The following is a 24151-nucleotide window of genomic DNA, read 5'->3' as shown; positions in this document are numbered from 1 at the left end:
CCTAGAAGTCGGCTTTTTTTTAGGAAAGGAAGACAATCATGATTGAATTAAACGAAGACGAGCGGCTCGATCATTTGCTTGGCAGAGAGGGCCGCATCATCCAAAGTCCGAGCGTGTTCTCATTCTCGCTCGATGCCGTTCTGTTGTCGAACTTCGTCTGGGTCCCGATTCGACAAGGAAAACTCGTCGATCTATGTGCCGGAAACGGAGCGATCCCGCTCTTCTTGTCTTATCGGACTTCAGGAAGCATAACGGGCATCGAGATCCAGCCGCGGCTCGTCGATATGGCGACGCGCAGCATCCGCTTGAATGAGCGGGAAGACCAGCTGTCCGTGATCGAGGGTGATGTCAAACAGGCGGCTGAACTGCTCGGGCACTCTCGATATGACGTCGTGACATGCAATCCGCCATATTTCCTTGCCCATGAGGCGTCATCGCGGAATATGAGTGAGCATTACACGATTGCGCGGCACGAGGTCCTCTGTACACTCGAAGACTGCATCCGTTCGGCATCTGAACTGCTGAAACAGGGCGGAAAGACCGCATTCGTACATCGTCCGGAGCGCCTGCTCGATATCGTGACACTCATGCGCAAGCACCGGATCGAGCCGAAGCGGATGCAACTCGTCTATCCGAAAGAGGGGAAGGAAGCGAATACGCTATTGATCGAGGGGACGAAGGATGCGAAGCCCGGTCTGAAGATCCTTCCTCCGTTCGTCGTCTATGAAGCGGACGACACCTATACGAAGCAGATGCAGGACATACTCGATGCCTGACGGCCATTTCGTCTATATCGTCCGCTGCGGCGATGGTAGTTATTACACCGGCTATGCCGTCAATGTCGATAAGCGGCTCGCGGTCCATAACGCGGGACAGGGTGCGAAGTATACGAAGGCGCGCCTGCCCGTGACGTTGATGTACAAGGAGACATTCGCAAGCCGCAGCGAGGCATTGAAGCGGGAATACGCGATCAAACAATTGACGCGCACGCAAAAGGAAAAGTTGATCAAGGAGGGGCAACATGCGGGCAACCAGCAGCTTTAAAGGACAGGAAAATGGCCTCTACATCGTTCCGACACCCATCGGAAACCTTGAGGACATGACGATCCGGGCTATTCGGATCTTGAAGGAAGCGGACATCGTCGCTGCTGAGGATACGAGGCAGACGATGAAACTGTTTCGGCATTTTGAGATCGAGAACAAGCTCGTCAGTTACCATGAGCACAACAAACAAGTCAGCGGAGCACGGTTGCTTGCGGACCTTGAGGAGGGAAAGACCGTCGCACTCGTCTCGGATGCAGGCATGCCCGGCATCTCTGATCCGGGGAGTGACTTGATCCGCCTGGCGATCGAAGCGGACATCCCGGTCGTCGTTTTGCCGGGAGCGAATGCAGCGTTGACAGCGCTGATCGCCTCGGGACTTTCAACGGATCGTTTTCTCTATTACGGATTTTTGCCGCGGAAGAAGAAGGATCGTCGGGAAGCGCTGGAGACGCTCCGCTATGAGCAGGGAAGCCTCATCTTCTACGAAGCCCCTCACCGGCTGCGCGAGATGCTCCAAGGCCTGCTTGAGGTGCTAGGGGATCGCCCTGTCGTGCTCGCGAGGGAATTGACGAAGCGTTATGAGGAATACATCCGTGGGACGGTCTCGGAAATGATCGCCTGGGCGGCTGAGGACGTGCGGGGAGAATTCGTCGTCATCGTCGAAGGCGGAACCGGGGAGATGCCGGAAGAGAAGGTGTTGCTTGAACCGCTCGAGGAGATCGAGCAGAGCGTCGCGACAGGCGAGAAGCCGAATGCCGCGATCAAGCGCGTCGCGAAGGAACGCGGAATCGACCGGCAAGAGCTGTATCGTCTCTACCATGAACAGTGAGAAACGGAAAAAAGGAAGCCGGGATCCCGGCTTCCTTTTCGATAGCTGCTAAAGCTTATTCGTTTCCTGCATAGTGGCGATCGAGGAAATCTTTCAACTCGACGAGAACGCGCTGTGCGCCTTCCGGCGAAAGGATGAGTTTACCGTCAGCGAGTTTGAAGTTATCTTCTGAAACTTCGCCTGTGACTTGGCAAGTCATGTTCGGCTTATACTTCTTGAGGATGATCTGGTCATTGTCGACATAGATCTCGAGTGCATCCTTCTCAGCGATCTGAAGCGTACGGCGCAATTCGATTGGAATGACGACGCGGCCGAGCTCGTCTACTTTACGGACAATTCCTGTTGATTTCATTAAGGGGTTCCTCCTTTGATGTCTGTGTCTCTGTCTTGTATTAGAAAATCGTCAAAATTCGACATCAATACTACAGAAAGTAGAATACTAAACTTTCCAAAAGTAGTCAACCAATCTGAAAAGCTTGAAATCAAAATGTCATTTATTTCTGATTTTCTCCAAAAACGAATCGTTTTATTGAATCTTTTTCCCTTTTTTAAGCAAAGTAAACTATTGAATGTTTTTTTCTGTAAAGTTCAATAAATGTAAAAAAATGTTTCAATTCGACAAAAGTCGATTTTCGACACAGCCCGCTGAACAGCGTATAATGGTTTCATGCAGAATCAGAACGGAGGAGTAACATGTCAAAGACATTCTATATCACGACACCTATCTATTATCCAAGCGCGAAGCTACATATCGGCCATGCCTACACGACGGTCGCGGGCGACGCAGTAGCCCGCTACAAACGGCTTCAGGGCTTCGACGTCCGCTACCTGACAGGTACGGACGAGCACGGTCAAAAAATCCAGGAGAAGGCCGCTGAAGCCGGCGTCACGCCGCAAGCGTTCGTCGATGAGGTCGTCAAGGACATCAAAGTTCTCTGGGATCGCCTCGACATCTCTTACGACGACTATATCCGCACGACGGAATCCCGCCACAAGGAAGTAGTCGAGAAGGTCTTCGAGACGCTCCTTGAAAAGGGCGACATCTATCTCGGGGAGTACGAAGGATGGTACTCGGTACCGGATGAGACGTATTACACGGAATCTCAGCTCGTCGACGGTAAAAGCCCTGACAGCGGACATCCGGTCGAACTCGTCCGTGAGGAGTGTTACTTCTTCCGCCTGAGCAAATATGCTGACCGCCTCGTCGACTACTATGAAGCCAATCCGTCGTTCATCTTGCCGGAATCGCGGAAGCATGAGATGATCAACAACTTCATCAAGCCCGGCCTCCAAGATCTCGCCGTCTCCCGGACGACATTCGATTGGGGCGTCAAGGTCCCGTCGAATCCGAAACACGTCGTCTATGTATGGGTCGATGCGTTGACGAACTATATCTCTTCGCTCGGGTACGGTACGGACGATCAAGGGAACTTCGATAAATACTGGCCGGCGGACGTTCATCTCGTCGGTAAGGAGATCGTCCGTTTCCATACGATCATCTGGCCGGCGCTATTGATGGCGCTCGATCTGCCATTGCCGAAGCAAGTTTTCGCTCACGGATGGCTCCTGATGAAGGATGGGAAGATGTCGAAGTCGAAGGGCAACGTCGTCGATCCGATTCCGTTGATCGAACGCTACGGCCTTGACGCACTTCGCTATTATCTGCTCCGTGAAGTCCCGTTCGGTGCAGACGGCATGTTCACGCCGGAAGCCTTCGTAGAGCGGATGAACTTCGACCTCGCGAACGACCTCGGCAACCTGCTCAACCGGACGATCGCGATGGTGACGAAGTACTTCGATGGAACTGTTCCTGCGTATGCCGGTTCGGTCACACCATTTGACGCGACGCTCTCTGAGCTCGCAGACGAGACTGTGAAGAAGGTCGAAGCAGCAATGGAGCACATGGAGTTCTCTGTCGCGTTGACGAACATCTGGCAGCTGATCAGCCGCGCGAACAAATACATCGATGAGACGCAACCTTGGGTGCTCGCGAAGGACGAGGCACATCGCACGGAACTCGCGTCGGTCATGACGCACCTCGTCGGTACGCTCCGTCACGTCGCAATCATGCTTCAACCGTTCATGACGCGTTCGCCAAAAGAGATGTTCCGCCAACTCGGACTCGAGAACGAGTCGATGGACTGGGCAGCACTCTCGAATTTCGCCGGCTTTGCTGACGGAACGAAAGTCGGGACGGCAGAACCGATTTTCCCGCGTCGCGACATGAAGGAAGAAGTCGATGCGATCGTCGAGATGATGAAGAAGGCTTCTGCTTCCCGCGTCAAAGAGGAAGAGGAAGAAGACCTCGACGTGCGTGCAGAGACGACGATCGATGTCTTTGATCAGATCGAACTTCGCGTCGGCGAAGTAGTGACGGCTGAGAAGATCAAGAAGGCGAAAAAACTGCTCAAGTTGCAGGTCGACCTCGGCAAGGAGACGCGCCAAATCGTCTCAGGAATCGCTGAATGGTACGAGCCGGAGGACTTGATCGGTCGGAAAGTGATCGTCGTCGCGAACCTGAAGCCGGTCACGCTGCGCGGGGAACTGTCACAAGGCATGGTACTCGCAGCAGAAAAAGCAGGCAAGTTGGAACTCGCGACCGTCCCATCGACGATGCCGAATGGCGCGAGCGTAAAATGATTCCGGTGCCTGTGGAGTTCTCCACAGGCATTTTTTTTGAAAGGGGAAAACAGAATGTTGATTGATACCCATACGCATCTCAATTCTGAACAATACGGTGACGATGTTGCTGAGACGATCGAACGCGCACGCGCGAACGGGGTCTCGCCGATGCTCGTCGTCGGTTTCGATCATCCGACGATCGACCGGGCGATCGAGCTCGTGGAGGCATATGATGACCTGTACGCCGTCGTCGGTTGGCATCCGGTCGATGCGATCGACTTCGACGAAGCGGCCTATGCGAAGGTCGAACGGCTGCTAGATCACCCGAAAGTCGTAGCGCTCGGTGAGATCGGTCTCGATTATCACTGGGATAAGTCACCAAAAGATGTGCAGGAACGTGTCTTTCGTGAACAGATCCGCCTCGCGAAGAAGAAGGGCATGCCGATCGTCATCCATAATCGGGACGCGACGGAGGATACGCTTCGAATTCTCGAGGAGGAGGAGGCGAAAGAAGTCGGAGGTGTTCTGCACAGCTACAGCATGAGCGCAGAATTATTGCCGCGCTGTCTCGACCTGAATTTCTATATCTCGCTCGGCGGTCCGGTCACATTCAAGAACGCGAAGGTGCCAAAACGTGTCGCACAGGAGGTCCCGCTTGATCGATTGCTCGTCGAGACGGACTGCCCATATTTGACGCCGACTCCGCATCGCGGTAAGCGAAACGAACCGGCATACGTCCGCTTCGTCGCTGAGGAAATCGCGCAACTGCGGGGGATGATGTATGCGGACATCGAACAGGCGACGACCGCGAACGCGAAACGCCTCTTCCGCCTGCCATGATGCGATCGCTCTGGATGACAGCGACAGGGGTGTTGATGCTCGCCGCCGCCTGGTTCAGCTACTCGTTCGCGTCAAACGAACCGGTGACGGTGCTCGTCGATGGACAGAAGACGATCATCGAGACGAAAGAAACTTCCGTCTATGGTGTTCTTGATCAGATGGGACTTTCGCTTCGGCCGGAAGATGAGATCGAACCGGCTGCAAGTGCCGACCTGCCTGAAGACCGTCTGATCGTCATCGAGCGGGCGAAGGAAGTGACGTTGCTCGTGGGATACGGCGAGAGCAGGTCGATCAGGACGCATGCGAGGACGGTCGCGGAACTTCTTGAGACGCAGGGAGTGAGACTCGACGAGACGGACGACGTCTATCCTGGCAAGGAGGCCGTCGTCACGAACGGGATGACGGTCCGTTACCGCCCGGCCTTTGCGGTCGAGCTGATCATCGGCGGGAAGGCGAGAAAAGTGTTCACCTATCAGACGACGGTGCGTGATTTGCTCAAGAGTGAAGACGTCAGCTTGAAGGCGACGGACGACGTCGCGCCACGCCTTGACGATGTGGTCGAGGAGGGGGCGACGATCGCAATCAATACGACGCGGACGGCCTCTCTCGTAGAAGAGGAGCTCCTCCCCTTCGAGACCGAGACGGTCGAGGATCCGACGCTTGAGAAGGGGCGGCAGGTCGTCGAGAAACCGGGGCGTCCGGGGATTCGGGCGCGTACGTTTCGTTTGACGCTCGAAAACGGCCAAAGCAAGGAACGGGCTCTCCTCTCGGACGAGGTGACGCGCAAACCGGCGAAGCAGGTCATCAAAGTCGGAACGAAACCTCCCGAACAGGCAGAGACCAAGACTGAGACTGAGGCTGTAGAACCGAAGAGCGAAACTGCCGAGGTGGCGGATTCGTTCGTCGAGGAGGCAGCCGAGGTTCCGCTCGTCTCGAAACCGGAGGCGAGTGATGCGCTCGACTTCAAGAACGCAAAGACTCTGACGGTCGAGGCGACAGCCTATACGAATAATCCGGAGTCGAACGGAAGCCGCTTGTACGACGGGCGTGCCTTGACGGCGACCGGGTACGACGTGACGGATACGATCACCTATCAAGGGATGACGATCATCGCTGTCGATCCGAAGGTCATTCCGCTCGGCAGCCGTGTCTATGTAGAAGGCTTCGGTTTGGCCGTGGCACTCGACACGGGCGGTGCCATCAAAGGGAATAAGATCGACATTCTGGTCGACGGAGAGGCTAGGGCGCTTCAGTTCGGCCGCAAGCCGATCAAGGTCTGGGTCATTCCTTCAGCAAAGGACAAGGAAGCTGTCGACTGACGCTTCCTTGTTTTTTTTCGGGAAAGAGGTACAATAACGAAAGTGCAGTTAATGAAACAAGGTGGAGATCTGATGCGGAAACGCTTAAAGGAAGTCATCGTCGTCGAAGGAAGAGACGATACGACACGGCTTCAGGAAATATTCGAAGTAGATACGATTGAGACGAACGGTTCGGCTGTCAATGAGCGAACGATGCAACGGATTGAGAAGGCGCTCGAACGTCGGGGCGTCATCGTCTTTACCGATCCAGACTATCCTGGTGACCGGATTCGCGCCCGGATAAACGAACGGGTACCGGGCTGTAAGCATGCCTACCTGCCCCGGGAAGCGGCAAAGGACAAGCGGGGAAAAATCGGCGTCGAGCACGCCTCGCCGGCAGCGATCGAGCAAGCGCTCGCCGCTGTATATGAGATCGGCGAAGAACGGCAGCCGGAGGTGACGCGCGAAATGATACTCGCAGCTGACCTGATCGGCGGTCCCGCCGCCTCTGCCAGAAGAAAGCGGCTCGGCGAGATTCTTGCGATCGGTCAACCGAACGCGAAGCAGCTCGTCAAACGCGTAGACGCCATCCGGATCACGAAAGCGGAATGGGAAGCGGCGCTCGCCCAACTAGAGGAGGAAATTTGAAGTGAAAGATATCGCAACGTTGCACCGGACGAAGGAGATCCTCGCAAAACACGGGTTCTCCTTCAAGAAGTCGCTCGGGCAGAACTTTTTGATTGATTTGAATGTACTCGGCAACATCGTCGGGGCTGCCGGTCTGACACCGGAGAGCGGCGTCCTTGAGATCGGTCCCGGTATCGGATCACTGACGGAACAGTCGGCGAAACTCGCAAAGAAGGTCGTCGCCCTTGAGATCGACCAGCGGCTCCTGCCGATCCTCGATGATTCGATGGCGCCGTATCCACATGTGTCTGTCATCCACGGGGACGCGCTTGAACTCGACCTTGCCGAAATCGTGGAGCGGGAGTTCACGTCGCAAGGCATAACGGACCTCGCCGTCGTCGCGAATCTGCCGTATTATGTCACGACACCGATCATCATGCGGATTCTTGAGGCGAAGGCGCCGTTCCGGACGCTCGTCATGATGATACAAAAGGAAGTCGCTGAACGGATCGGTGCGAAGCCGGGGACGAAAGCGTACGGCTCGTTGTCGATTGCGATCCAGTACTTCGCAGAGGCCGAAGTCTGCTTCACCGTACCGAAACAGGTCTTCATCCCGGCGCCGAACGTCGATTCGGCTGTCATCCGTCTCAACATCAGAAAAGAGCCTGCGGTTCGTGTGGAGGACGAGGCGTTCTTCTTCGAAGTGACGCGGGCGAGTTTCGCGCAGCGCCGGAAGACGATCCTCAACAACTTGACGAGCCACTTCGGAAAAGCGGCGAAACCGGATGTCGAAGCAGCGCTCGAGAAGGCAGGAGTCGATCCGAAACGCCGTGGGGAGACACTCAGTCTGGAAGAATTCGCACAGCTTGCGGACGCACTTCTTTCACTTAAAAAACGTTGACGGACTGGAACATAACATATATAATATTTCTCCTTTCTAATATTTAATTAATATGCTATAATAAATATTAGTGAGGTGAAGCGTATGCCAAAGACGTTGAACGAAATCAGACATGTGTTTGAAACGCATGTAGGTGAAAGACTGACGCTAAAAGCAAGCGGCGGTCGCAAGAAGGTCGTTACCCGCATCGGTACGCTCGTTGAGACGTATCCGTCGGTTTTTGTTGTCAAGCTAGACGCAGAGCGCCACAATGTCGAGCGAGTCTCTTACAGCTACGCCGACGTCCTGACAGATTCCGTACAAATCGAATTCGCGAATGCGTGACTTTATCTTTCGGAGCGGGCTAAAATGCCTGCTTCTTTTTTTTGGGAAAGGTTGATACAATGCCTAAAGAACGAGGTGGAAGAGGAGGAAGGGCAGGATGACGATAACTGTGAAAGCGCCAGCTAAAATCAACTTGGTGCTCGATGTGACGGGGAAGCGACCGGATGGGTATCATGACGTACATATGGTGATGACGACGGTGGATCTTTCCGACCGTCTCGAACTCTCGCTGCTCGAGGGCGGAGAGATCCGGATGAACGCTCAGCATGCCTATGTCCCAAACGACGAGCGGAACTTGGCATACAAAGCAGCGGCTGTACTGAAGGAAAGGTTTCAAGTGAAAGAGGGAGTGGAGATTTTTCTCGAGAAGCACATCCCGGTCGCAGCAGGTCTCGCTGGAGGGTCGAGTGACGCGGCGGCCACGCTTCGCGGACTGAACGAGCTGTGGAAGCTTGGTCTCTCGCTTGAGGAGCTCGCGGAAATCGGCGCTGAGGTCGGTTCAGACGTCCCGTTTTGTGTGATGGGTGGGACGGCGATCGCGACGAGCCGGGGTGAAGTGCTCGAGGATCTTCCGGCGCCGCCGCCATGCTGGGTCGTCCTCGCGAAACCATCGATCGGCGTCTCGACGGCGGACGTATACGGAGCGCTCGACCTGAAGACCGCGCAGCATCCGGACGTTCCGAAGATGATCGAGGCGATCAAAGGACAGGATTTCAAGGGGATTTGTGAAGGACTGGGCAATATACTGGAATCCGTCACGCTTCCGATGCATCCGGAAGTCCAGCAAATCAAGGACTTCATGGCGAGCTGCGGAGCAGAAGGCGTGCTCATGAGCGGCAGCGGCCCGACAGTTTTCGCGCTGACGGAACATGAGAATCGTGCACATCGCCTCTATAATGGCTTGCGCGGTTTTTGCAACGAAGTATATGTCGTTCGGCTTATTGGGGAAAAGCATTGAATATTTCCGTATGAAAATGATATATTCACTAGTGAATATTCGGATATACGGAGAGGTGGAACATTAATGAAAATACGGAGAAGCGGCCGGCTCGTCGATATGACGCGCTATTTGCTCGATCATCCGCATCAGCTCGTTTCCTTGACGATGTTCTCGGAACGATATAAATCGGCTAAGTCCTCGATCAGTGAGGATCTCGACATCGTCAGTGACATGCTCGAACAAGAAGGGACAGGCAAGCTCGTCACGGTACCGGGGGCCGCGGGCGGTGTCATGTTCATTCCGACTTGGAGCAGTGAGAAGGCGCTCACCTTCATCGATGAGCTGTGTGAACGCGTCGCACGACCAGACCGTCTGTTGCCGGGGGGATATCTGTATTTGACGGATCTTCTTGGCGACCCGCGAATGGTGAAGCAGATGGGGCAAGTTTTTGCATCGGTCTTTAGCCAGAAGAAGGTCGACGTCGTCATGACGATCGCTACGAAAGGGATTCCGCTCGCGTATGCCGTTGCGGAGCAGCTCGGTGTACCGTTCGTCATCGTGCGTTCTGACAGCCGGGTGACGGAAGGATCGACGGTGAGCATCAATTACGTCTCAGGCTCTTCAAAAGCGATTCGGACGATGGCACTCGCACGCCGGAGTCTTCCGCGCGGAGCGAATGTGCTGTTGATTGATGACTTCATGAAGGCCGGCGGAACGATTCGCGGTATGATGAGTCTGCTCAGCGAGTTCGAGGCTAAAGTCGCAGGCGTCGGCGTGCTGATTGAGGCGGAAGGCGCAGAACGCAAGATGGTCAGCGAGTACGTTTCCCTGATGAGGCTCGCGGATGTCGACGTCGATCAAGGTCAAATCCATGTCCATCGCGGGAACGCCGCTGCACATTTCGAGTGATTCTTAATATTTGACATACCTAATTTTAGAAATTAGACTGAAAATAGCAAACTTTTGGAAAAAAATCTTGAAAAGATGGGAAACGACTAAACGTTTAGGACTTTTGAGCCGTAACTAGGAGTAGACAACGATGAGTTGTGACACGGACATAAAGGGGTGCGAACCAAATGAACGTTACTGACGTCAAGATTCGTCGCGTCGTGGCCGAAGGCCGGATGAAAGCTTTAGCTTCGATCACGCTTGACCATGAATTCGTCGTCCACGATCTGCGCGTCATCGAAGGGAACAGTGGTCTCTTCGTCGCGATGCCTAGTAAACGGACACAAGAAGGAATTTTCCGGGATGTCGCCCATCCGATCAACGCGCTGATGCGTAAGAAGGTAGAGGATGCCGTTCTCGAGGCTTATGCTGTTCGGGACGAGGCAGAGGAAGGCGCGACGGCGTCGGCCGAACTTGAATCCATCTGAATGTGCGCATGAATAAAGCAGCTCCCCTCAAAAAGCGAGGCGGAGCTGCTTTTCTGTGTCCGGAGGACCGGGGCGAGCATTGAATAGTGTCACAAGTTTCGTTATAGTAAGAACGAGTGTATTTTTTCAGATAGAAAACGACACTAATTTACGTGGAGGAGCGACAAGGATGAATCATTTCGCGGTAATTCTAGCAGCTGGTAAAGGGACGCGCATGAAGTCGAAGCTCTACAAGGTACTTCATCCGGTGGCAGGAAAGCCTATGGTGCAACACGTCGTCGACCAATTGAAGACGCTCGGTGTAAAGCGCCAAGTCGTCATCGTCGGCCACGGAGCGGAAGCAGTCCGGGAAGTGCTCGGCACATCGGTGGATTATGCACTTCAAAGTGAGCAGCTTGGCACAGGACACGCTGTTCAAATGGCTGAACCCGTCCTCGGACAGGAAAAAGGCTCGACGCTCGTCGTCTGCGGAGACACGCCTCTCCTGACGAGTGAAACACTGGCCGCCCTGATTTCACATCATGAAGAAACGAACGCGAAGGTCACCGTATTGACGGCTCATGCAGAAGACGCGACAGGTTACGGGCGAATCGTGCGCGGCGAAGACGGAAACGTCGAGAAAATCGTCGAGCACAAGGATGCGAGCCCGGCTGAACTTGAAATCGGTGAAATCAATACAGGGACATATGTCTTTGATAACGAGATGCTGTTCGCGGCGCTCAAGCAGGTCAAAAACGACAATGCCCAAGGCGAATACTACTTGCCGGATGTCATCGCAATCGCGAAGGCGGCAGGTGAGACGATCGCGGCACATGCAGCGCCGGCTTTCGAGGAGACGATCGGTGTCAATGACCGTGTCGCTCTCGCACAGGCTGAGACATGGTTCCGCGAGCGTACGAATGAGCGTCTGATGCGTGAAGGCGTCACGTTCGTCGATCCCGCTTCGACGTACGTCGGACCTGACGTCGTGATCGGTCCGGACACGATCCTGTATCCGGGTACGCAGTTGCTCGGCAAGACGGTGATCGGCTCAGAATGCGTGATCGGTCCGAACTCGGACATCCGCGACAGTGTCGTCGCCGACAAGGCGATCGTTCGCCAGTCGGTCGTCACGGACAGTGAGATCGGTTCGGAGGCACAGGTCGGTCCGTTCGCCCATCTGCGTCAACAAGCTGTCCTCGGTGCGAACACGCGCATCGGCAACTTCGTCGAAGTGAAGAAGTCGACGTTCGGTGAAGGCAGCAAATCAGCGCACCTCAGCTACGTCGGAGACGCAAGCGTCGGCAAGGATGTAAATCTTGGCTGCGGTTCGATCACTGTCAATTATGACGGGAAAAACAAGTTCCAGACGGTCATCGAAGACGGAGCGTTCATCGGATGCAACGTCAATTTGATCGCGCCGGTAACGGTCGGGAAGAACGCGCTCGTCGCCGCAGGATCGACGGTCACGGAAGACGTGCCGGATAATGCCCTTGCGATCGCGCGCGAACGTCAAACGACAAAACAGAATTACCGATAAAATCAGCATTGTCGCCACCCTCGTCTAAACTAAACAATTTGGAGGCCACCCAACCATGTCTACTGTCCTAGAACATGAAATTCGTATTTTCGCGCTCAACTCGAACAAACCACTGGCAGAGGAAATCGCCAAGGTCATCGGCATTCCCGTCAGCAAAAGTTCAGTCAAGCATTTCAGCGATGGCGAAATCTCGATGAACATCGAAGAGAGCGTTCGCGGTGATGACGTCTACGTCATCCAATCGACGAGCCAACCGGTCAACGAGAATCTGATGGAGCTGCTCATCATGATCGACGCATTGAAACGTGCTTCGGCACGGACGATCAACGTCGTCATTCCGTACTACGGCTATGCGCGTCAGGACCGTAAAGCCCGTTCGCGTGAACCGATCACGGCGAAGCTCGTAGCGAACCTCCTTGAAGTCGCGGGCGCTACACGCGTCGTGACGATGGACTTGCATGCTGCGCAAATCCAAGGATTCTTCGATATCCCGGTAGACCAGCTGCTCGGCGTTCCTCTTCTGGCCTCTTATTTCGAGAAGAAGAACATCGACCCGAATGAACTCGTCATCGTCTCTCCGGACCATGGCGGTGTGACGCGGGCACGTAAATTAGCGGAACAATTGAAAGCACCGATTGCAATCATCGACAAGCGCCGTCCGAAACCGAACGTCGCTGAGGTGATGAACATCGTCGGTCAGGTCGACGGCAAGATTGCGATCATCATCGATGACATCATCGACACGGCAGGGACGATCACGCTCGCTGCGAACGCCTTGATCGAAAATGGTGCGAAGCAAGTCTACGCATGCTGCACACACCCTGTTCTCTCAGGTCCTGCGATGGAACGGATCGAGAACTCGGCAATCGAGGAGCTCGTCGTCTTGAACACGATCGATTTGACGAGCCGCGAGTGCGCAAGCAAAATCAAACAAATCTCAGTGGCGCGCCTGCTCGCGGAAGCGATCATCCGTGTCCACGAACAAAAATCAATCAGCCCGCTGTTCGGCTGATGAGCCAGCTGCCTAGACCTTCTAGGCAGCTTGTTTTTGATGAATGAAAGGAGGGATTTCCTTGAAATGTATCGTCGGACTTGGGAATCCAGGCAGTAAGTACACGTATACGCGGCACAACATCGGATTCCTTGCGATCGATGCCCTGGCTGAGAAGCACGGGATAAAATTGACGGAATCGAAGTTTAAAGCGCTCTTCGGGACGGGAACTATCAATGGAGAGCGTGTCGTGCTCGTAAAGCCGCTCACCTACATGAACGCTTCTGGAGAGGCAGTGCGTCCGTTGCTCGATTTCTATAAGATCGAGACGGAGGACATGCTCATCATCTATGATGATCTCGATCTGCCGCTTTCGAAGATGCGGCTGCGATCGAAAGGGAGCGCGGGTGGCCATAACGGCGTCAAATCGCTCATTCAGCATCTCGGCACGCAAGAGATCAAACGGTTGAAACTCGGTATCGGCAGACCGCCGGCCCCAATCCAGGTCATCGACTGGGTGCTGATGCCGTTCGCGAAGAACGAGCAGCACGAACTGAAGGAAGTACTCGAGCAAGCGGCGAACGTAGCGGCGGATTTCGTCGATACGCCATTCCTCGCGCTCATGAATCGCTATAATTGAACGAAACGCTTTGGGTTCCCAAAGCGTTTTTGCTGTCGTTCGCAGTAGGAGGAAACGGGATGAAACAGTTACAAAATCTATTGCTTGGCATGCCGGAAATCAAAACCGTCCGCGAACGGTTCCGCTCCGGCGCGAAGGCCCAGCTGATCACAGGTCTGATGAATACGGGGAAGGCGCTGTTCGTCGCCGGGATCTATGAGGAGACGAAACGGCGCTTCGTCCTCGTCACGCATAATATGTTTCAAGCCCAGAAGCTGTATGACGACCTGATCGAACTCGTTCCTGAGCAGGAAGTCATGCTCTATCCTGTCGATGAGACGCTAGCCGGAGAGCTTTCGCTCAGCGCAAGTCCCGAGCTTCGTGCGACACGGATCGAGACGCGGTTGCGGCTGTTGAACACGACCGACGGTATTTTGATCATTCCGCTCGTCGGATTGCGGCGCTTCGTCACAGCGAGTAAAGATTTCCTTGCACAGACGCGCGTCGTCAAACCAGGGGACATCCTCTCCGTCCCGGACTTCATCCAGGAGCTCGTCAGTTCCGGATATGAAAGGATGGCGACCGTTACATCTCCTGGCGAGTTCGCCGTTCGCGGAAGCATCATCGACGTCTATCCGCTGACGGTCGAGCGCCCTTATCGCCTCGATTTGTTCGATGAGGAGGTCGATTCGATCTTTACGTTCGATGCGGAGACGCAACGTTCGCTCGGTGTGGTCAAGGAGGCGGTGTTGCCTCCTGCGAGCGAACACCTCGCTACGGCAGAAGAGTTGAAGGTGGCCGGTGAGAGACTGCGGGCTCTCTATGACGAGACCCGTGAACATATCAAGAATACGGAAGTGCTCGCTTCCCTCGAGGAGGGGATCGCATACGACATCGAACAGCTCGAACGCGGGGAGAAACCGAAGCAGCTGGCGAAGTACGCGCCTCTCCTTTATCGCGACACGCTTCTCGAGGACGTGGGGGATGCGGTCATCGTCGTCGATGAAGTGTCGCGTATCCAGGAAGCCGGCGACGTCCAGGACAAGGAAGAAGCAGAATGGATGGCCTCTCTGATCGAGCGCGGTCAAAGTGTCAGCGGCTATACGCTGTCCGTTCCGATGACGGACGTATTCGGTGACCGTCCGCTGCTCTATCTTTCCCTGCTCCCGACCCGCCGGAGCGGTGTGCCCGAGAGTGCATCGATCCATTTCAATATCAAGCCGTTGACACCGTTCTATGGCCAGATGGAACGATTGAAGCAGGAAATCGACCGCTACGAACGGCAAGGCATGTGGATCGTGCTGCTCGCGGCCACGATGGACCGGGCGGAGCGGATGCGTCAGACCCTGTCCGACTACGGTGTGACGGCGAGTATCCATACAGCGAAAGAGGATATCAGCAAAGGGCACCCGGCTATCCTGATCGGTGGCATCCAAGGGGGCTTCGAGATGACGAATGCCCGTCTCGTCGTCATCACGGAAGAGGAATTGTTCAAACAGACGATGAAGCGGCGCAAGCAGACGACGAAGCTGACGAACGCCGAGCGGATCAAGAGCTATCAGGAATTGAAGACCGGCGACTACGTCGTCCACATCCACCACGGGATCGGGCGATACCATGGAATCAAGACGATCGAGGTGGCAGGAAATCACCAGGACTACCTCCATCTGATCTACGCTGGCGACGACTCCCTCTATGTCCCGGTCGACCAGATCGATCTCATCCAGAAATATGTCGGTGCAGAAGGAAAGGAACCGAAAATCTACAAGCTCGGAGGAGCGGAGTGGAAAAAGGTCAAAGCGAAGGTCCAGAAATCGGTCGAGGATATCGCGGACGAACTGATCAAGCTGTACGCCGCGCGCGAGGCGTCGGTCGGGTTCGCCTTCCCGCAGGACGACGACAACATGCAGGCGTTCGAGGCGGCCTTCCCATACGAGGAGACGATCGATCAGGTGCGCTCGATCCAGGAAATAAAAGTGGACATGGAACGGGCCCGGCCGATGGACCGGCTGCTGTGCGGAGATGTCGGATATGGCAAGACTGAAGTAGCGATCCGGGCGGCGTTCAAGGCGGTCATGGCGGGGAAACAGGTCGCGCTGCTCGTCCCGACGACCGTCCTTGCCCAGCAACACTATGAGACGATGCTCGAACGATTCAGCGAGTGGCCGATCAAAGTATCAGTCATGAGCCGTTTCCGTTCCCCGGCAGAGTTGAAAGCGACGAAAAAAGGTCTGAAGGAAGGCATCGTCGATGTCGTCGTCGGAACGCACCGCGTCCTGTCGAAGGATGTCCAGTTCGCAGATCTCGGTCTGCTCATCATCGACGAAGAACAGCGGTTCGGGGTCAAGCATAAGGAACGCCTGAAACAGCTCAAGACGAATGTCGATGTCCTGACGCTGACGGCGACACCGATTCCGAGGACGCTTCATATGTCGATGATCGGCATCCGTGACCTGTCCGTCCTCGAGACGCCGCCTGAGAACCGTTATCCGGTCCAGACGTATGTCATGGAGTATGACGGCATCGTTCTCCGGGAAGCGCTCGAGCGTGAGCTTGGACGCGGTGGCCAGGCATTCTTCCTCTACAACCGGGTCGAAGGGATCGAGCGGAAGGCGGAGGAAATCCGGGCGCTTGTTCCGGAGGCGCGCGTCGTCACGGCTCACGGACGGATGACGGAGAGCGAGCTCGAAAGCCAGTTGATCACGTTCTTCGAAGGAGATGCCGACGTGCTCGTCAGTACGACCATCATCGAGACGGGGATCGATATCCCGAACGTCAACACGCTGATCGTCAACGATGCCGACCAGATGGGGCTGTCTCAGCTCTACCAGTTGCGCGGACGCGTCGGGCGATCAAGCAGGATCGCCTATGCCTACTTCACGTACCGGCCGCAGAAGCGTCTGACGGAGGTCGCAGAGAGCAGGTTGCAGGCAATCAAGGAATTCACGGAGCTCGGCAGCGGATTCAAGATCGCGATGCGCGATTTATCGATTCGCGGGGCGGGGAACCTGCTCGGCTCACAACAATCCGGTTTCATCGATTCGGTCGGCTTCGACCTCTATTCGCAAATGCTCTCAGAAGCAGTCGAAGAGCGGAAGGAGCGGATGAGAGGAAAGAAGAAGCAGAAGAAGTTCGTGCCGGAGTTCGCCTTTACGCTCGACGCGTACATCCCGGACTACTACATGGCCGATTCGGAACTCAAGATCGAGTTCTACAAGCGCTTCAAGTATGTCGACACACCGGAAAGCCTCGAGGCGTTGCAGGACGAGCTGCTTGAACGGTTTGGTGAATTCCCGGGCGAAGTCGCCCGCTTGATCCAATTGACGCGGATGCGAATATACGCTGAACGCGCACGAATCGAGAAGGTCAAGCAAACGGATGCGAAGATTGAAATCGTCCTGACACCGGAAACGACTGAACGGCTGGACATGTCTGATTTCGTCAAATGGAGCGTTCCGCTCGGCCGTGGTCTTGGGATGGGGCAACAAGAAGGTAAGCTCCTCCTGACGTTCAACCAGCAGCAGAAGGCGGCAATCGGCACCCTCGTCGATCAGGCGGAGCAGGCTCTCGCTGAGATCGACCGGCGGATGGCGCTCGCATGAAGTCGAAGGTGACGATCGCGCAAGGCGCAGCGTTGCTTGCGATTTCAGGCTATCTCTCGAAGATGATCAGCTTTTTCTACCGTATTCCTTACCAGAACATCGCGGGAGATATCGGTCTTTATGTCTATCAGACGGTCTATCCGCTCTTCGCGATCGCTTCAGCTCTTGGCATCTATGCCTTGCCTGTGATCGTCGCGAAGTTGACGCTCCATCATCCGGAGGAACGCAGGGAGGTGTTGTGGTCGATCCTATGGGCCATGCTCGTACTGACCGGTCTCTTCGGGGGATTAGGCTGGTGGCTCGCTCCATCCGTGGCCGCCCTGTTCGGGGATGCCCGGCTCGTCTTGCCGATCCGGGCCGTCACGCTGACCTTCTACCTGCTTCCTTTCATCGCGGTTCTGCGCGGGATGTTCCAGGCGGAGGACGAGATGCGGCCGACGGCGTTTTCTCAAATCGCCGAGAACGGAACACGAGTCGTCCTACTGCTCTTCGCGACAGCGCTGTCCGTGTCTCTCGGATACAGTCCCTACCTCACCGGAGCGCTTGCGCATGCGAGTGCGGCTGGAGGGAGCATCGTTTCACTGATCCTCTTGCTGAAGATGGCGAAAGGGCGGGTCGGGAGACCTGTCTTTTCGAAGCGGCATATCATGCGTGTCGGCAAGGTGCTCGTCACGAGCGGCTTTGCGGTCAGCATTGCTTCGCTCGCGCTGTTGCTCATGCAATTGATCGACGGGTTGACGTTCGTCAATCTGCTCGGTGACTCGCTTGAGACGAAGACTGAAAAGGGGATTTTCGACCGGGGCTATCCGCTTCTTCAGTTTGCCATCCTGTTCGCGACGACGATCAGTCTTGCGAGTGTCCCTTCGTTGTTGAAGGCGTACCGTAAGCAAAATCACATGGAGACGACGCGTCGTCTTGAACTGTTGCTTCGCTCGGGTCTTGCGATCGCAGCGGCTGCAGCGGTCGGCCTAGCCGGCATCATGCGTCCTCTCAACATCGCCTTTTTCGAGGATGGGAAGGGGACGGCGGCGCTCATCATACTTGCGAGCTCGGCTTTTTTCGCCTCCCTGTCGATGATCATCGTCTCCTGCCTGCAGGCAGTGGACGCCGAGAAGTATGCATTCGTCGGCGTTTGCGCCGGCCTTGCGGCGAAGCTCGCGATGAATATCTGGCTGTTGCCCCGCTATGGTATGATCGGTGCAGGAATGGCGACCTTTGGCGGATTCGCCGTCATGGCACTGAGCCAGACGGTCCTACTGAACCGGAAATTCGGCCGGGTGACGGCTGGAAGCCGATTTTACGCGAAGCTGGCTGTCAGCCTGTCGCCGATGGGGTTGTTCCTCATTCTGATGGATGACCTGTTCGAGTCTTACGGATTCGACAGCCGCCTCGGCTCGCTCGTCGAGGTCGGTGTCCTCATCGCCGGTGGAGGTTCGCTCTTTTTCTTCATGATGCTGAAGTCTCGTCTGTTGACGGAGCAGGAGTGGAAGCTGTTGCCCTTTGGCGAAAAAATAATGATATACGAACAAAGAAGGAGAACTTTATGACACATCCGATAACAATCGTCGGACTCGGAGCAGGGGAAATCGGGCAGTTGCCGCTCGGAGTCTACCGCCTGCTGAAGTCGACGGATCAACCCATCTATTTGCGGACGGCCGAGCACCCTGTCGTTTCGGAACTTGAAGCGGAGGGAATGAAGTTTACGTCGCTCGATGCAATCTATGAAAAACACGATACGTTCGAAGCGGTATATGAAGAAATCGTCGAGATGCTGATCGTTCATGCCGAGAAGGGTCCGGTCATCTATGCTGTCCCTGGGCACCCGCTCGTCGCGGAAAGTGCGGTCCAGCAGCTCATCGCAAGAACCGAGACGATCATTGGAGGGGGCCAGAGCTTCCTTGACCCGATGTTCACTGCACTCAAGGTAGACCCGATCGAAGGGTTCCAGCTCCTCGATGCGACTTCGCTCGATATCGATGAAGCAGAAATCGGGCAGCACGTCTTGATTGGCCAAGTATACGATGCTCTCGTCGCAGGAGACGTGAAGGTCATGCTGATGGAGCGCTATCCGGACGAACATCCGGTCAAGCTCGTCACGGCTGCCGGCACGAGTTTCGAACAGGTCGTCGAGGTCCCGCTCTACGAACTGGACCGCGTAAGTGAGTTGAGCAATTTGACGACATTGTATGTACCTCCTGCGCCGCCTGAATCGGCGGAACGTGACTTTGCCACGCTAAAGCGGATCATCGCGACGCTTCGCGGAGAGAACGGCTGCCCATGGGACAAGGAGCAGACACACGTTTCCTTGAAGCGCCACCTGATCGAGGAAGCGTATGAATTGCTCGAGGCGATCGATCTCGAAGACGATGAACTGATCGTCGAAGAACTTGGAGATGTCCTGCTTCAAGTGATGCTGCATGCCCAAATCGGAGCGGACGAAGGATATTTCGACATTCGTGATGTCATCGGGACACTCAGTGAGAAGATGATTCGCCGTCATCCGCATGTCTTCGGTGATGCACATGCCGATTCGAGTGAGCAGGTCGTCGAGAACTGGCAACGCATCAAGGCAGAGGAGAAGACAGAGCGGACTTCACTGCTCGACGGGATCGTCAAAGGACAGCCAGCGCTCATGCGCGCGGAGCAAATCCAAAAGAAGGTCGCGAAGGTAGGGTTTGAATGGAGCGACGTCGAAGGAGCGCTTGAAAAGGTACGTGAAGAGATAGAGGAGCTGCTTCAAGCAAAAGAAGAAGAACGATTGTCGGAATTCGGGGACATCCTGTTCTCCCTCGCAATCGTGGGCAAATACCTCGGATTATCTGCTGAAGAAGCGCTTCAGATGACGAATGATAAATTCATCCGCCGTTTTATGCGGATGGAGCAACTGAGCGATCGTCCGATCGGCCAGTTATGCTTGGCGGAGCAGGATGCGTTGTGGAATCAAGCGAAACAGGAGGAGAAGAAATGAGACTCGATAAGTTCTTGAAGGTGTCGCGGCTGATCAAACGCCGTACGCTGGCAAAAGAAGTAGCGGATCAAGGAAGGATTTCAATCAACGGCGTCGTCGCGAAGGCGAGTTCGAACGTCGCAGTCGGCGACGAGATGATGATTCGTTTCGGTAATAAAATCGTCACGGTCGCGATCGAGGGAATCCAGGAGCATGCGCGTAAAGAGGATGCTTCCGAGATGTACCGCATCGTCCGTGAAGAAAAAGTGAATTCGGAAGAATCCATGTAAATCCTTCCGAAAAGGAAGTATACTGGAAGTATGCAGAAATGAGATCACTCAGGAGGAGGGACGTCATGTCGACAGCGCCGCATCGTGACTTGGAAAAACCGGTCGTACCGAAGATCAAACCATTGAATGATCGCAAGAAACAATTGAGCCAGAATGCGCTTGAGAATCGCCGGCGCTTGAAGCAACGTTTGATCGCCTGTACGGTCGTCTTCGTTCTCTTTGCCTCTCTCATGGGGTGGTCGTATGTTCAGAAGCAACAGCTCATCGCCGAACAGCAGCAATCATTTCAAGTGGCAAAGCAGGAACAAGTGAAGGCGAAAAAGGAATCAGTCCGCCTGAAAGAGGAAATCGAGCGTCTGAACGACAAGGAATACGTGGCGAATCTTGCACGAAGCGAGCTCCTCTATTCAAAGAAGGGTGAGACGATTTTCTACTTCTCCCCGGAGGACTGATGGACAGAAGCAGCCGATTGATTGAAAAAAAGCAATGACGCTCGTATAATAGAAGACGAATCAAATAAAAAGGAGCAATACAATTTATGTCGATTGAAGTAGGCAGCAAAGTACAAGGGAAAGTTACAGGCATCACCAATTTCGGCGCGTTTGTAGAATTACCGAATGGCAAGACAGGTCTTGTTCACATCAGTGAAGTGGCAGATTCGTACGTAAAAGACATCAATGATGTCCTGACAGTCGGTCAAGAGATCACAGTCAAAGTCCTCAGCGTAGAGAACGACGGGAAGATCGGCCTTTCAATCAAAAAGGCAGTCGATCGTCCTGAAGGTGAGCGCCCGCGTCCTGCTCGACAATTCGACCGCGGACCACGTCCGGCTGGTCAAGGTTTCGATAAGGGACCTCGTTCGTTCGACAAAGGACCACGCCCTGGTGGCGGCGGTGGCGGTCGTGGCGGCTTCAATAAAGGTGGCCGGGGACCTGCTCCACGTAAGGAACAGACTTTCGATACACTGATGAGCAGCTTCTTGAAGGACAGTGAAGATCGCTTAGCGACACTGAAACGCCAAACTGATTCGAAGCGCGGCGGACGCGGTGCCAAACGTCAATAACTTGCTGACCTGTTTTTAGGTATAGAGAAGGGGGATGACGCTGTTCATCCCTCTCTTTTATTTTTTTAGAATTTTTTTCAGGAAAAGCGTTGACTTTCCTTTGTACCCTCAGTATTATAGAAAATGTGCTTAGGACGCACAGTACAAAATATGGCGGTGTAGCTCAGCTGGCTAGAGCGTACGGTTCATACCCGTGAGGTCGTGGGTTCGACTCCCTCCGCCGCTACCATATTTTTTTTGGCCCGTTGGTCAAGCGGTTAAGACACCGCCCTTTCACGGCGGTAACACGGGTTCGAATCCCGTACGGGTCATACATGAAAAGCTGTCTCTTTCAATAGAGGCAGCTTTTTTCGTACAATGAGGAAAATCTGCCCGAACAAACGGCGAAAAGACGTTGTCAAGGAGGATGAAGGATGGAGTGGATCAAATCAGTGCCGAGCGGAAAGCTTGTCGTCGGTGTATCAGGCGGAATCGATTCGATGGTGCTCGCAGACGCCTTGCACCGGGCGGGGCGTTTTTTTACGATCGCGCATGTCGACCATGGACTCCGTCCGGAATCGAAAGAAGAGGCGTCATTCGTCAAGGAGTGGGCGTCAGCCCGGTCATTGCCATTTCGACTGACCGAACTGGACTGGCGTTCTTTGCGAGCGACGCAAGAAGCGTGTCGTGTGAGAAGATACGGTTTTTTCGAGCGGGTGATGGAGGAAGAGCAGGGGGATATATTGTTGCTCGCGCATCATCTGGATGATCAGCTCGAGACCATGCTTGTACAATATGTACGGGGGGAAGCACGGATTGACGGGATGCCGAAGGAAAGGCGTTTCGCAGGAGGGAGACTCCATCGCCCGATGCTTGAAGTCCCGCGGGCCGACATCGAGGCTTATGCGAAACTTCATGAAGTGGAGTGGCGAGAAGATGCTTCGAATACGAAACGTGATTATTTGAGAAATCGCCTCCGTCTCGATCTGTTGCCCTCACTCGAAGCGATCCGTCCAGGTTATGGGAAGCAGACCGTGGAAGCGGCAGCGGAACGGCGGGCGGTCGAACGGGAACATGCCGCCTTCGTAAAAGAGTGGGCCGAGCGGAACCGGACGGCGAAAGGCTATTCTCTCGAGGAGATTCGTCGCTTGCCGAGCGACTTCAGACGACATCTGTTGCGCGTCCTGTTGCCGGAAGAGAAGCTCGGAAAAGCCGAGCACGATGACTGGGAGACGTTCCTGGAAGCACGAGGAGCTTCAAGAACCTGTGAAATCGGACGCTGGCTGCTGACGAGGAGTTACGGCTGGGTGAAAATTGACGAAGTCGTTCCTATTTCCATGAAGCCGTTTGAAATCACTGCGGCGCAGGGAACATATCGTTATGGCTCTAAATCATTTCATCTAAAAAAAGGAGCGGAGGGGCTTCCGTTGTCCTCCATCCGATTTCCGCTGTTGGTCCGCTCGCCTCTGCCGGGAGACCGGATCGAACTTAGCGTCGGGATGAAGAAGGTCAGCCGTATCCTGATCGATGCCAAGGTCCCGCTTCATGAACGGGGACAGGTGCCAGTCCTCGCAGATGCGACAGGACGGGTGCTCGCGGTGATCGGTCACAGAGTTGCACAAATCGGGTCATTTGAACTCCTCCATTCGCCCCGATTAATGATAGAATGGACTTAGTGTCTAAATATAGAGGAGGATTATCCAGCATGACGTTACGAAACGATATGGAAAAGATTTTAATTTCAGAAGAAGAGATCCAACATAAAGTGAGCGAGCTCGCATCGACTCTCGAAGGTGATTACAGCGAGCGCTTCCCGCTGCTCGTCTGCGTACTCAAAGGCGCGATGCCGTTCATGTCCGATCTCGTCAAGAACATGGACATGCACCTCGAGATGGACTTCATGGACGTCTCGACGTACCATGGCGGAACTTCTTCGACCGGAGAAGTGAAAATCGAGAAGGACTTGAACACGTCGGTCGAAGGACGCGACATCCTGATCGTCGAGGACATCATCGACAGCGGTCTCACGCTCGGTTACCTCGTCGACCTGTTCAAGTACCGGAAGGCGAAGTCGGTCAAGATCGTCACACTCCTCGACAAACCGTCTGGCCGCAAGAACGACCTCGAAGCAGATTACAGCGGATTCATCATTCCGCATGAGTTCGTCGTCGGATACGGCCTCGACTACGAAGAGAAGTATCGTAATCTGCCATACGTCGGTGTTCTGAAGCCGAGCGTCTACGGCGGCTAATCATTTTTCATATCCATTCCTGCATGATAAGATGGAAACAATCATTAAACGCGCTTCGACGCGTCAGGATTCGTATCGTCCGAGACATC

The 24151-nt window shown here is 54.7% G+C and carries 24 protein-coding genes and 2 tRNA genes; 25 read left to right on the top strand and 1 reads right to left on the bottom strand.

The window, feature by feature from the left end; translation table 11 throughout:
* The first annotated feature begins 38 nt into the window (after positions 1–38).
* Genes DFG60_RS13175 through rsmI form a run of 3 tightly spaced genes read left to right on the top strand, consistent with a single transcriptional unit; the run spans position 39 to position 1873 of the window.
* A complete protein-coding gene (locus tag DFG60_RS13175) occupies positions 39–776 on the top strand; it encodes a tRNA1(Val) (adenine(37)-N6)-methyltransferase (RefSeq protein WP_114572238.1) in 738 nt (245 codons plus the stop codon).
* A complete protein-coding gene (locus DFG60_RS13170) occupies positions 769–1044 on the top strand; it encodes a GIY-YIG nuclease family protein (RefSeq protein ID WP_114572237.1) in 276 nt (91 codons plus the stop codon). The genes DFG60_RS13175 and DFG60_RS13170 overlap by 8 nt, the downstream gene beginning before the upstream one ends.
* On the top strand, positions 1022–1873 hold the full coding sequence (gene rsmI, locus DFG60_RS13165; RefSeq protein WP_114572236.1) for a 16S rRNA (cytidine(1402)-2'-O)-methyltransferase: 852 nt from the start codon (positions 1022–1024) through the stop codon (positions 1871–1873). Before DFG60_RS13170 ends, rsmI begins: the two co-directional genes overlap by 23 nt.
* 55 nt (positions 1874–1928) lie before the next feature.
* On the opposite strand, the gene DFG60_RS13160 is transcribed toward rsmI, so the two are convergent.
* Positions 1929–2225 (bottom strand): AbrB/MazE/SpoVT family DNA-binding domain-containing protein, encoded by a 297-nt coding sequence (locus tag DFG60_RS13160; RefSeq protein ID WP_114572235.1) that lies wholly within the window; start codon positions 2223–2225, stop codon positions 1929–1931.
* A 341-nt stretch (positions 2226–2566) separates the two neighbouring features.
* Between DFG60_RS13160 and metG the strand changes: the two genes are divergently transcribed.
* The 22 genes from metG (at position 2567) to hpt (ending at position 24062) form a co-directional block, all read left to right on the top strand.
* Positions 2567–4513 (top strand): methionine--tRNA ligase, encoded by a 1947-nt coding sequence (metG, locus tag DFG60_RS13155; RefSeq protein ID WP_114572234.1) that lies wholly within the window; start codon positions 2567–2569, stop codon positions 4511–4513.
* A 54-nt stretch (positions 4514–4567) separates the two neighbouring features.
* Positions 4568–5335, top strand: coding sequence for a TatD family hydrolase (locus DFG60_RS13150; protein ID WP_114572233.1), 768 nt, complete (start codon positions 4568–4570; stop codon positions 5333–5335).
* A gap of 14 nt (positions 5336–5349) precedes the next feature.
* Complete coding sequence (locus DFG60_RS13820) at positions 5350–6654, top strand: 3D domain-containing protein (protein WP_269801302.1); 1305 nt, start codon at positions 5350–5352, stop codon at positions 6652–6654.
* Positions 6655–6726: 72 nt separating this feature from the next.
* A complete protein-coding gene (gene rnmV / locus DFG60_RS13140; RefSeq protein ID WP_114572245.1) occupies positions 6727–7281 on the top strand; it encodes a ribonuclease M5 in 555 nt (184 codons plus the stop codon).
* 1 nt (position 7282) lies between these two features.
* Positions 7283–8161 (top strand): 16S rRNA (adenine(1518)-N(6)/adenine(1519)-N(6))-dimethyltransferase RsmA, encoded by an 879-nt coding sequence (gene rsmA, locus DFG60_RS13135; RefSeq protein ID WP_114572231.1) that lies wholly within the window; start codon positions 7283–7285, stop codon positions 8159–8161.
* A gap of 84 nt (positions 8162–8245) precedes the next feature.
* On the top strand, positions 8246–8485 hold the full coding sequence (locus tag DFG60_RS13130) for a Veg family protein (protein ID WP_114572230.1): 240 nt from the start codon (positions 8246–8248) through the stop codon (positions 8483–8485).
* Between the two features lie 97 nt (positions 8486–8582).
* Positions 8583–9443, top strand: coding sequence for a 4-(cytidine 5'-diphospho)-2-C-methyl-D-erythritol kinase (gene ispE / locus DFG60_RS13125; RefSeq protein WP_114572229.1), 861 nt, complete (start codon positions 8583–8585; stop codon positions 9441–9443).
* 66 nt (positions 9444–9509) lie between these two features.
* Positions 9510–10334 (top strand): pur operon repressor, encoded by an 825-nt coding sequence (gene purR / locus DFG60_RS13120; RefSeq protein WP_114572228.1) that lies wholly within the window; start codon positions 9510–9512, stop codon positions 10332–10334.
* A 167-nt stretch (positions 10335–10501) separates the two neighbouring features.
* Positions 10502–10801 (top strand): septation regulator SpoVG, encoded by a 300-nt coding sequence (spoVG, locus tag DFG60_RS13115; RefSeq protein WP_114572227.1) that lies wholly within the window; start codon positions 10502–10504, stop codon positions 10799–10801.
* Between the two features lie 169 nt (positions 10802–10970).
* On the top strand, positions 10971–12320 hold the full coding sequence (gene glmU / locus DFG60_RS13110; RefSeq protein ID WP_114572226.1) for a bifunctional UDP-N-acetylglucosamine diphosphorylase/glucosamine-1-phosphate N-acetyltransferase GlmU: 1350 nt from the start codon (positions 10971–10973) through the stop codon (positions 12318–12320).
* A gap of 55 nt (positions 12321–12375) precedes the next feature.
* Positions 12376–13332, top strand: a complete 957-nt coding sequence (locus DFG60_RS13105; protein ID WP_114572225.1) for a ribose-phosphate diphosphokinase — start codon at positions 12376–12378, stop codon at positions 13330–13332.
* 61 nt (positions 13333–13393) lie between these two features.
* The gene (gene pth, locus DFG60_RS13100; RefSeq protein WP_114572224.1) at positions 13394–13951 is read left to right on the top strand and encodes an aminoacyl-tRNA hydrolase; all 558 of its coding nucleotides are present in this window, start codon (positions 13394–13396) and stop codon (positions 13949–13951) included.
* 59 nt (positions 13952–14010) lie between these two features.
* Positions 14011–17532 carry a transcription-repair coupling factor gene (mfd, locus tag DFG60_RS13095; RefSeq protein ID WP_114572223.1) on the top strand — a complete coding sequence of 1174 codons (3522 nt, stop codon included), beginning with the start codon at positions 14011–14013 and terminating at the stop codon, positions 17530–17532.
* Positions 17529–19079 carry a polysaccharide biosynthesis protein gene (locus tag DFG60_RS13090; protein ID WP_114572222.1) on the top strand — a complete coding sequence of 517 codons (1551 nt, stop codon included), beginning with the start codon at positions 17529–17531 and terminating at the stop codon, positions 19077–19079. The genes mfd and DFG60_RS13090 overlap by 4 nt, the downstream gene beginning before the upstream one ends.
* Positions 19076–20500 (top strand): bifunctional methyltransferase/pyrophosphohydrolase YabN, encoded by a 1425-nt coding sequence (gene yabN / locus DFG60_RS13085; protein ID WP_114572221.1) that lies wholly within the window; start codon positions 19076–19078, stop codon positions 20498–20500. Before DFG60_RS13090 ends, yabN begins: the two co-directional genes overlap by 4 nt.
* Positions 20497–20769, top strand: a complete 273-nt coding sequence (locus DFG60_RS13080; protein WP_114572220.1) for an RNA-binding S4 domain-containing protein — start codon at positions 20497–20499, stop codon at positions 20767–20769. Before yabN ends, DFG60_RS13080 begins: the two co-directional genes overlap by 4 nt.
* Positions 20770–20834: 65 nt before the next feature.
* Positions 20835–21221, top strand: coding sequence for an FtsB family cell division protein (locus DFG60_RS13075; protein ID WP_114572219.1), 387 nt, complete (start codon positions 20835–20837; stop codon positions 21219–21221).
* Between the two features lie 86 nt (positions 21222–21307).
* The gene (locus tag DFG60_RS13070) at positions 21308–21832 is read left to right on the top strand and encodes a S1 domain-containing RNA-binding protein (RefSeq protein ID WP_114572218.1); all 525 of its coding nucleotides are present in this window, start codon (positions 21308–21310) and stop codon (positions 21830–21832) included.
* A gap of 152 nt (positions 21833–21984) precedes the next feature.
* Positions 21985–22061 (top strand) — tRNA-Met (locus DFG60_RS13065).
* 10 nt (positions 22062–22071) lie between these two features.
* Positions 22072–22143 (top strand) — tRNA-Glu (locus tag DFG60_RS13060).
* 102 nt (positions 22144–22245) lie between these two features.
* Positions 22246–23487: a tRNA lysidine(34) synthetase TilS gene (gene tilS / locus DFG60_RS13055; RefSeq protein WP_114572217.1), complete on the top strand. Its 1242-nt coding sequence runs from the start codon at positions 22246–22248 to the stop codon at positions 23485–23487.
* A 29-nt stretch (positions 23488–23516) separates the two neighbouring features.
* Positions 23517–24062, top strand: coding sequence for a hypoxanthine phosphoribosyltransferase (gene hpt / locus DFG60_RS13050; RefSeq protein WP_114572216.1), 546 nt, complete (start codon positions 23517–23519; stop codon positions 24060–24062).
* The last annotated feature ends 89 nt before the right edge of the window (positions 24063–24151 follow it).

The organism is Exiguobacterium flavidum (assembly GCF_003344535.1).
GTDB classification, from domain to species: domain Bacteria; phylum Bacillota; class Bacilli; order Exiguobacteriales; family Exiguobacteriaceae; genus Exiguobacterium_A; species Exiguobacterium_A flavidum.
The sequence above is the reverse complement of the archived record's forward strand: the minus strand, read 5'-3'. Positions and strand labels throughout refer to the sequence as shown.

What these genes read in the sequence shown, in the direction of transcription:
- DFG60_RS13075 (WP_114572219.1), top strand. Translation starts at nt 20,835, where the DNA reads ATGTCGACAGCGCCGCATCGTGACTTGGAAAAACCGGTCGTACCGAAG.
- metG (WP_114572234.1), top strand. Translation starts at nt 2,567, where the DNA reads ATGTCAAAGACATTCTATATCACGACACCTATCTATTATCCAAGCGCG.
- rsmI (WP_114572236.1), top strand. Translation starts at nt 1,022, where the DNA reads ATGCGGGCAACCAGCAGCTTTAAAGGACAGGAAAATGGCCTCTACATC.
- DFG60_RS13080 (WP_114572220.1), top strand. Translation starts at nt 20,497, where the DNA reads ATGAGACTCGATAAGTTCTTGAAGGTGTCGCGGCTGATCAAACGCCGT.
- mfd (WP_114572223.1), top strand. Translation starts at nt 14,011, where the DNA reads ATGAAACAGTTACAAAATCTATTGCTTGGCATGCCGGAAATCAAAACC.
- DFG60_RS13150 (WP_114572233.1), top strand. Translation starts at nt 4,568, where the DNA reads ATGTTGATTGATACCCATACGCATCTCAATTCTGAACAATACGGTGAC.
- DFG60_RS13070 (WP_114572218.1), top strand. Translation starts at nt 21,308, where the DNA reads ATGTCGATTGAAGTAGGCAGCAAAGTACAAGGGAAAGTTACAGGCATC.
- ispE (WP_114572229.1), top strand. Translation starts at nt 8,583, where the DNA reads ATGACGATAACTGTGAAAGCGCCAGCTAAAATCAACTTGGTGCTCGAT.
- DFG60_RS13090 (WP_114572222.1), top strand. Translation starts at nt 17,529, where the DNA reads ATGAAGTCGAAGGTGACGATCGCGCAAGGCGCAGCGTTGCTTGCGATT.
- hpt (WP_114572216.1), top strand. Translation starts at nt 23,517, where the DNA reads ATGACGTTACGAAACGATATGGAAAAGATTTTAATTTCAGAAGAAGAG.
- glmU (WP_114572226.1), top strand. Translation starts at nt 10,971, where the DNA reads ATGAATCATTTCGCGGTAATTCTAGCAGCTGGTAAAGGGACGCGCATG.
- yabN (WP_114572221.1), top strand. Translation starts at nt 19,076, where the DNA reads ATGACACATCCGATAACAATCGTCGGACTCGGAGCAGGGGAAATCGGG.
- DFG60_RS13820 (WP_269801302.1), top strand. Translation starts at nt 5,350, where the DNA reads ATGACAGCGACAGGGGTGTTGATGCTCGCCGCCGCCTGGTTCAGCTAC.
- purR (WP_114572228.1), top strand. Translation starts at nt 9,510, where the DNA reads ATGAAAATACGGAGAAGCGGCCGGCTCGTCGATATGACGCGCTATTTG.
- spoVG (WP_114572227.1), top strand. Translation starts at nt 10,502, where the DNA reads ATGAACGTTACTGACGTCAAGATTCGTCGCGTCGTGGCCGAAGGCCGG.
- rnmV (WP_114572245.1), top strand. Translation starts at nt 6,727, where the DNA reads ATGCGGAAACGCTTAAAGGAAGTCATCGTCGTCGAAGGAAGAGACGAT.
- DFG60_RS13105 (WP_114572225.1), top strand. Translation starts at nt 12,376, where the DNA reads ATGTCTACTGTCCTAGAACATGAAATTCGTATTTTCGCGCTCAACTCG.
- DFG60_RS13170 (WP_114572237.1), top strand. Translation starts at nt 769, where the DNA reads ATGCCTGACGGCCATTTCGTCTATATCGTCCGCTGCGGCGATGGTAGT.
- DFG60_RS13130 (WP_114572230.1), top strand. Translation starts at nt 8,246, where the DNA reads ATGCCAAAGACGTTGAACGAAATCAGACATGTGTTTGAAACGCATGTA.
- DFG60_RS13160 (WP_114572235.1), bottom strand. Translation starts at nt 2,225, where the DNA reads ATGAAATCAACAGGAATTGTCCGTAAAGTAGACGAGCTCGGCCGCGTC.
- tilS (WP_114572217.1), top strand. Translation starts at nt 22,246, where the DNA reads ATGGAGTGGATCAAATCAGTGCCGAGCGGAAAGCTTGTCGTCGGTGTA.
- DFG60_RS13175 (WP_114572238.1), top strand. Translation starts at nt 39, where the DNA reads ATGATTGAATTAAACGAAGACGAGCGGCTCGATCATTTGCTTGGCAGA.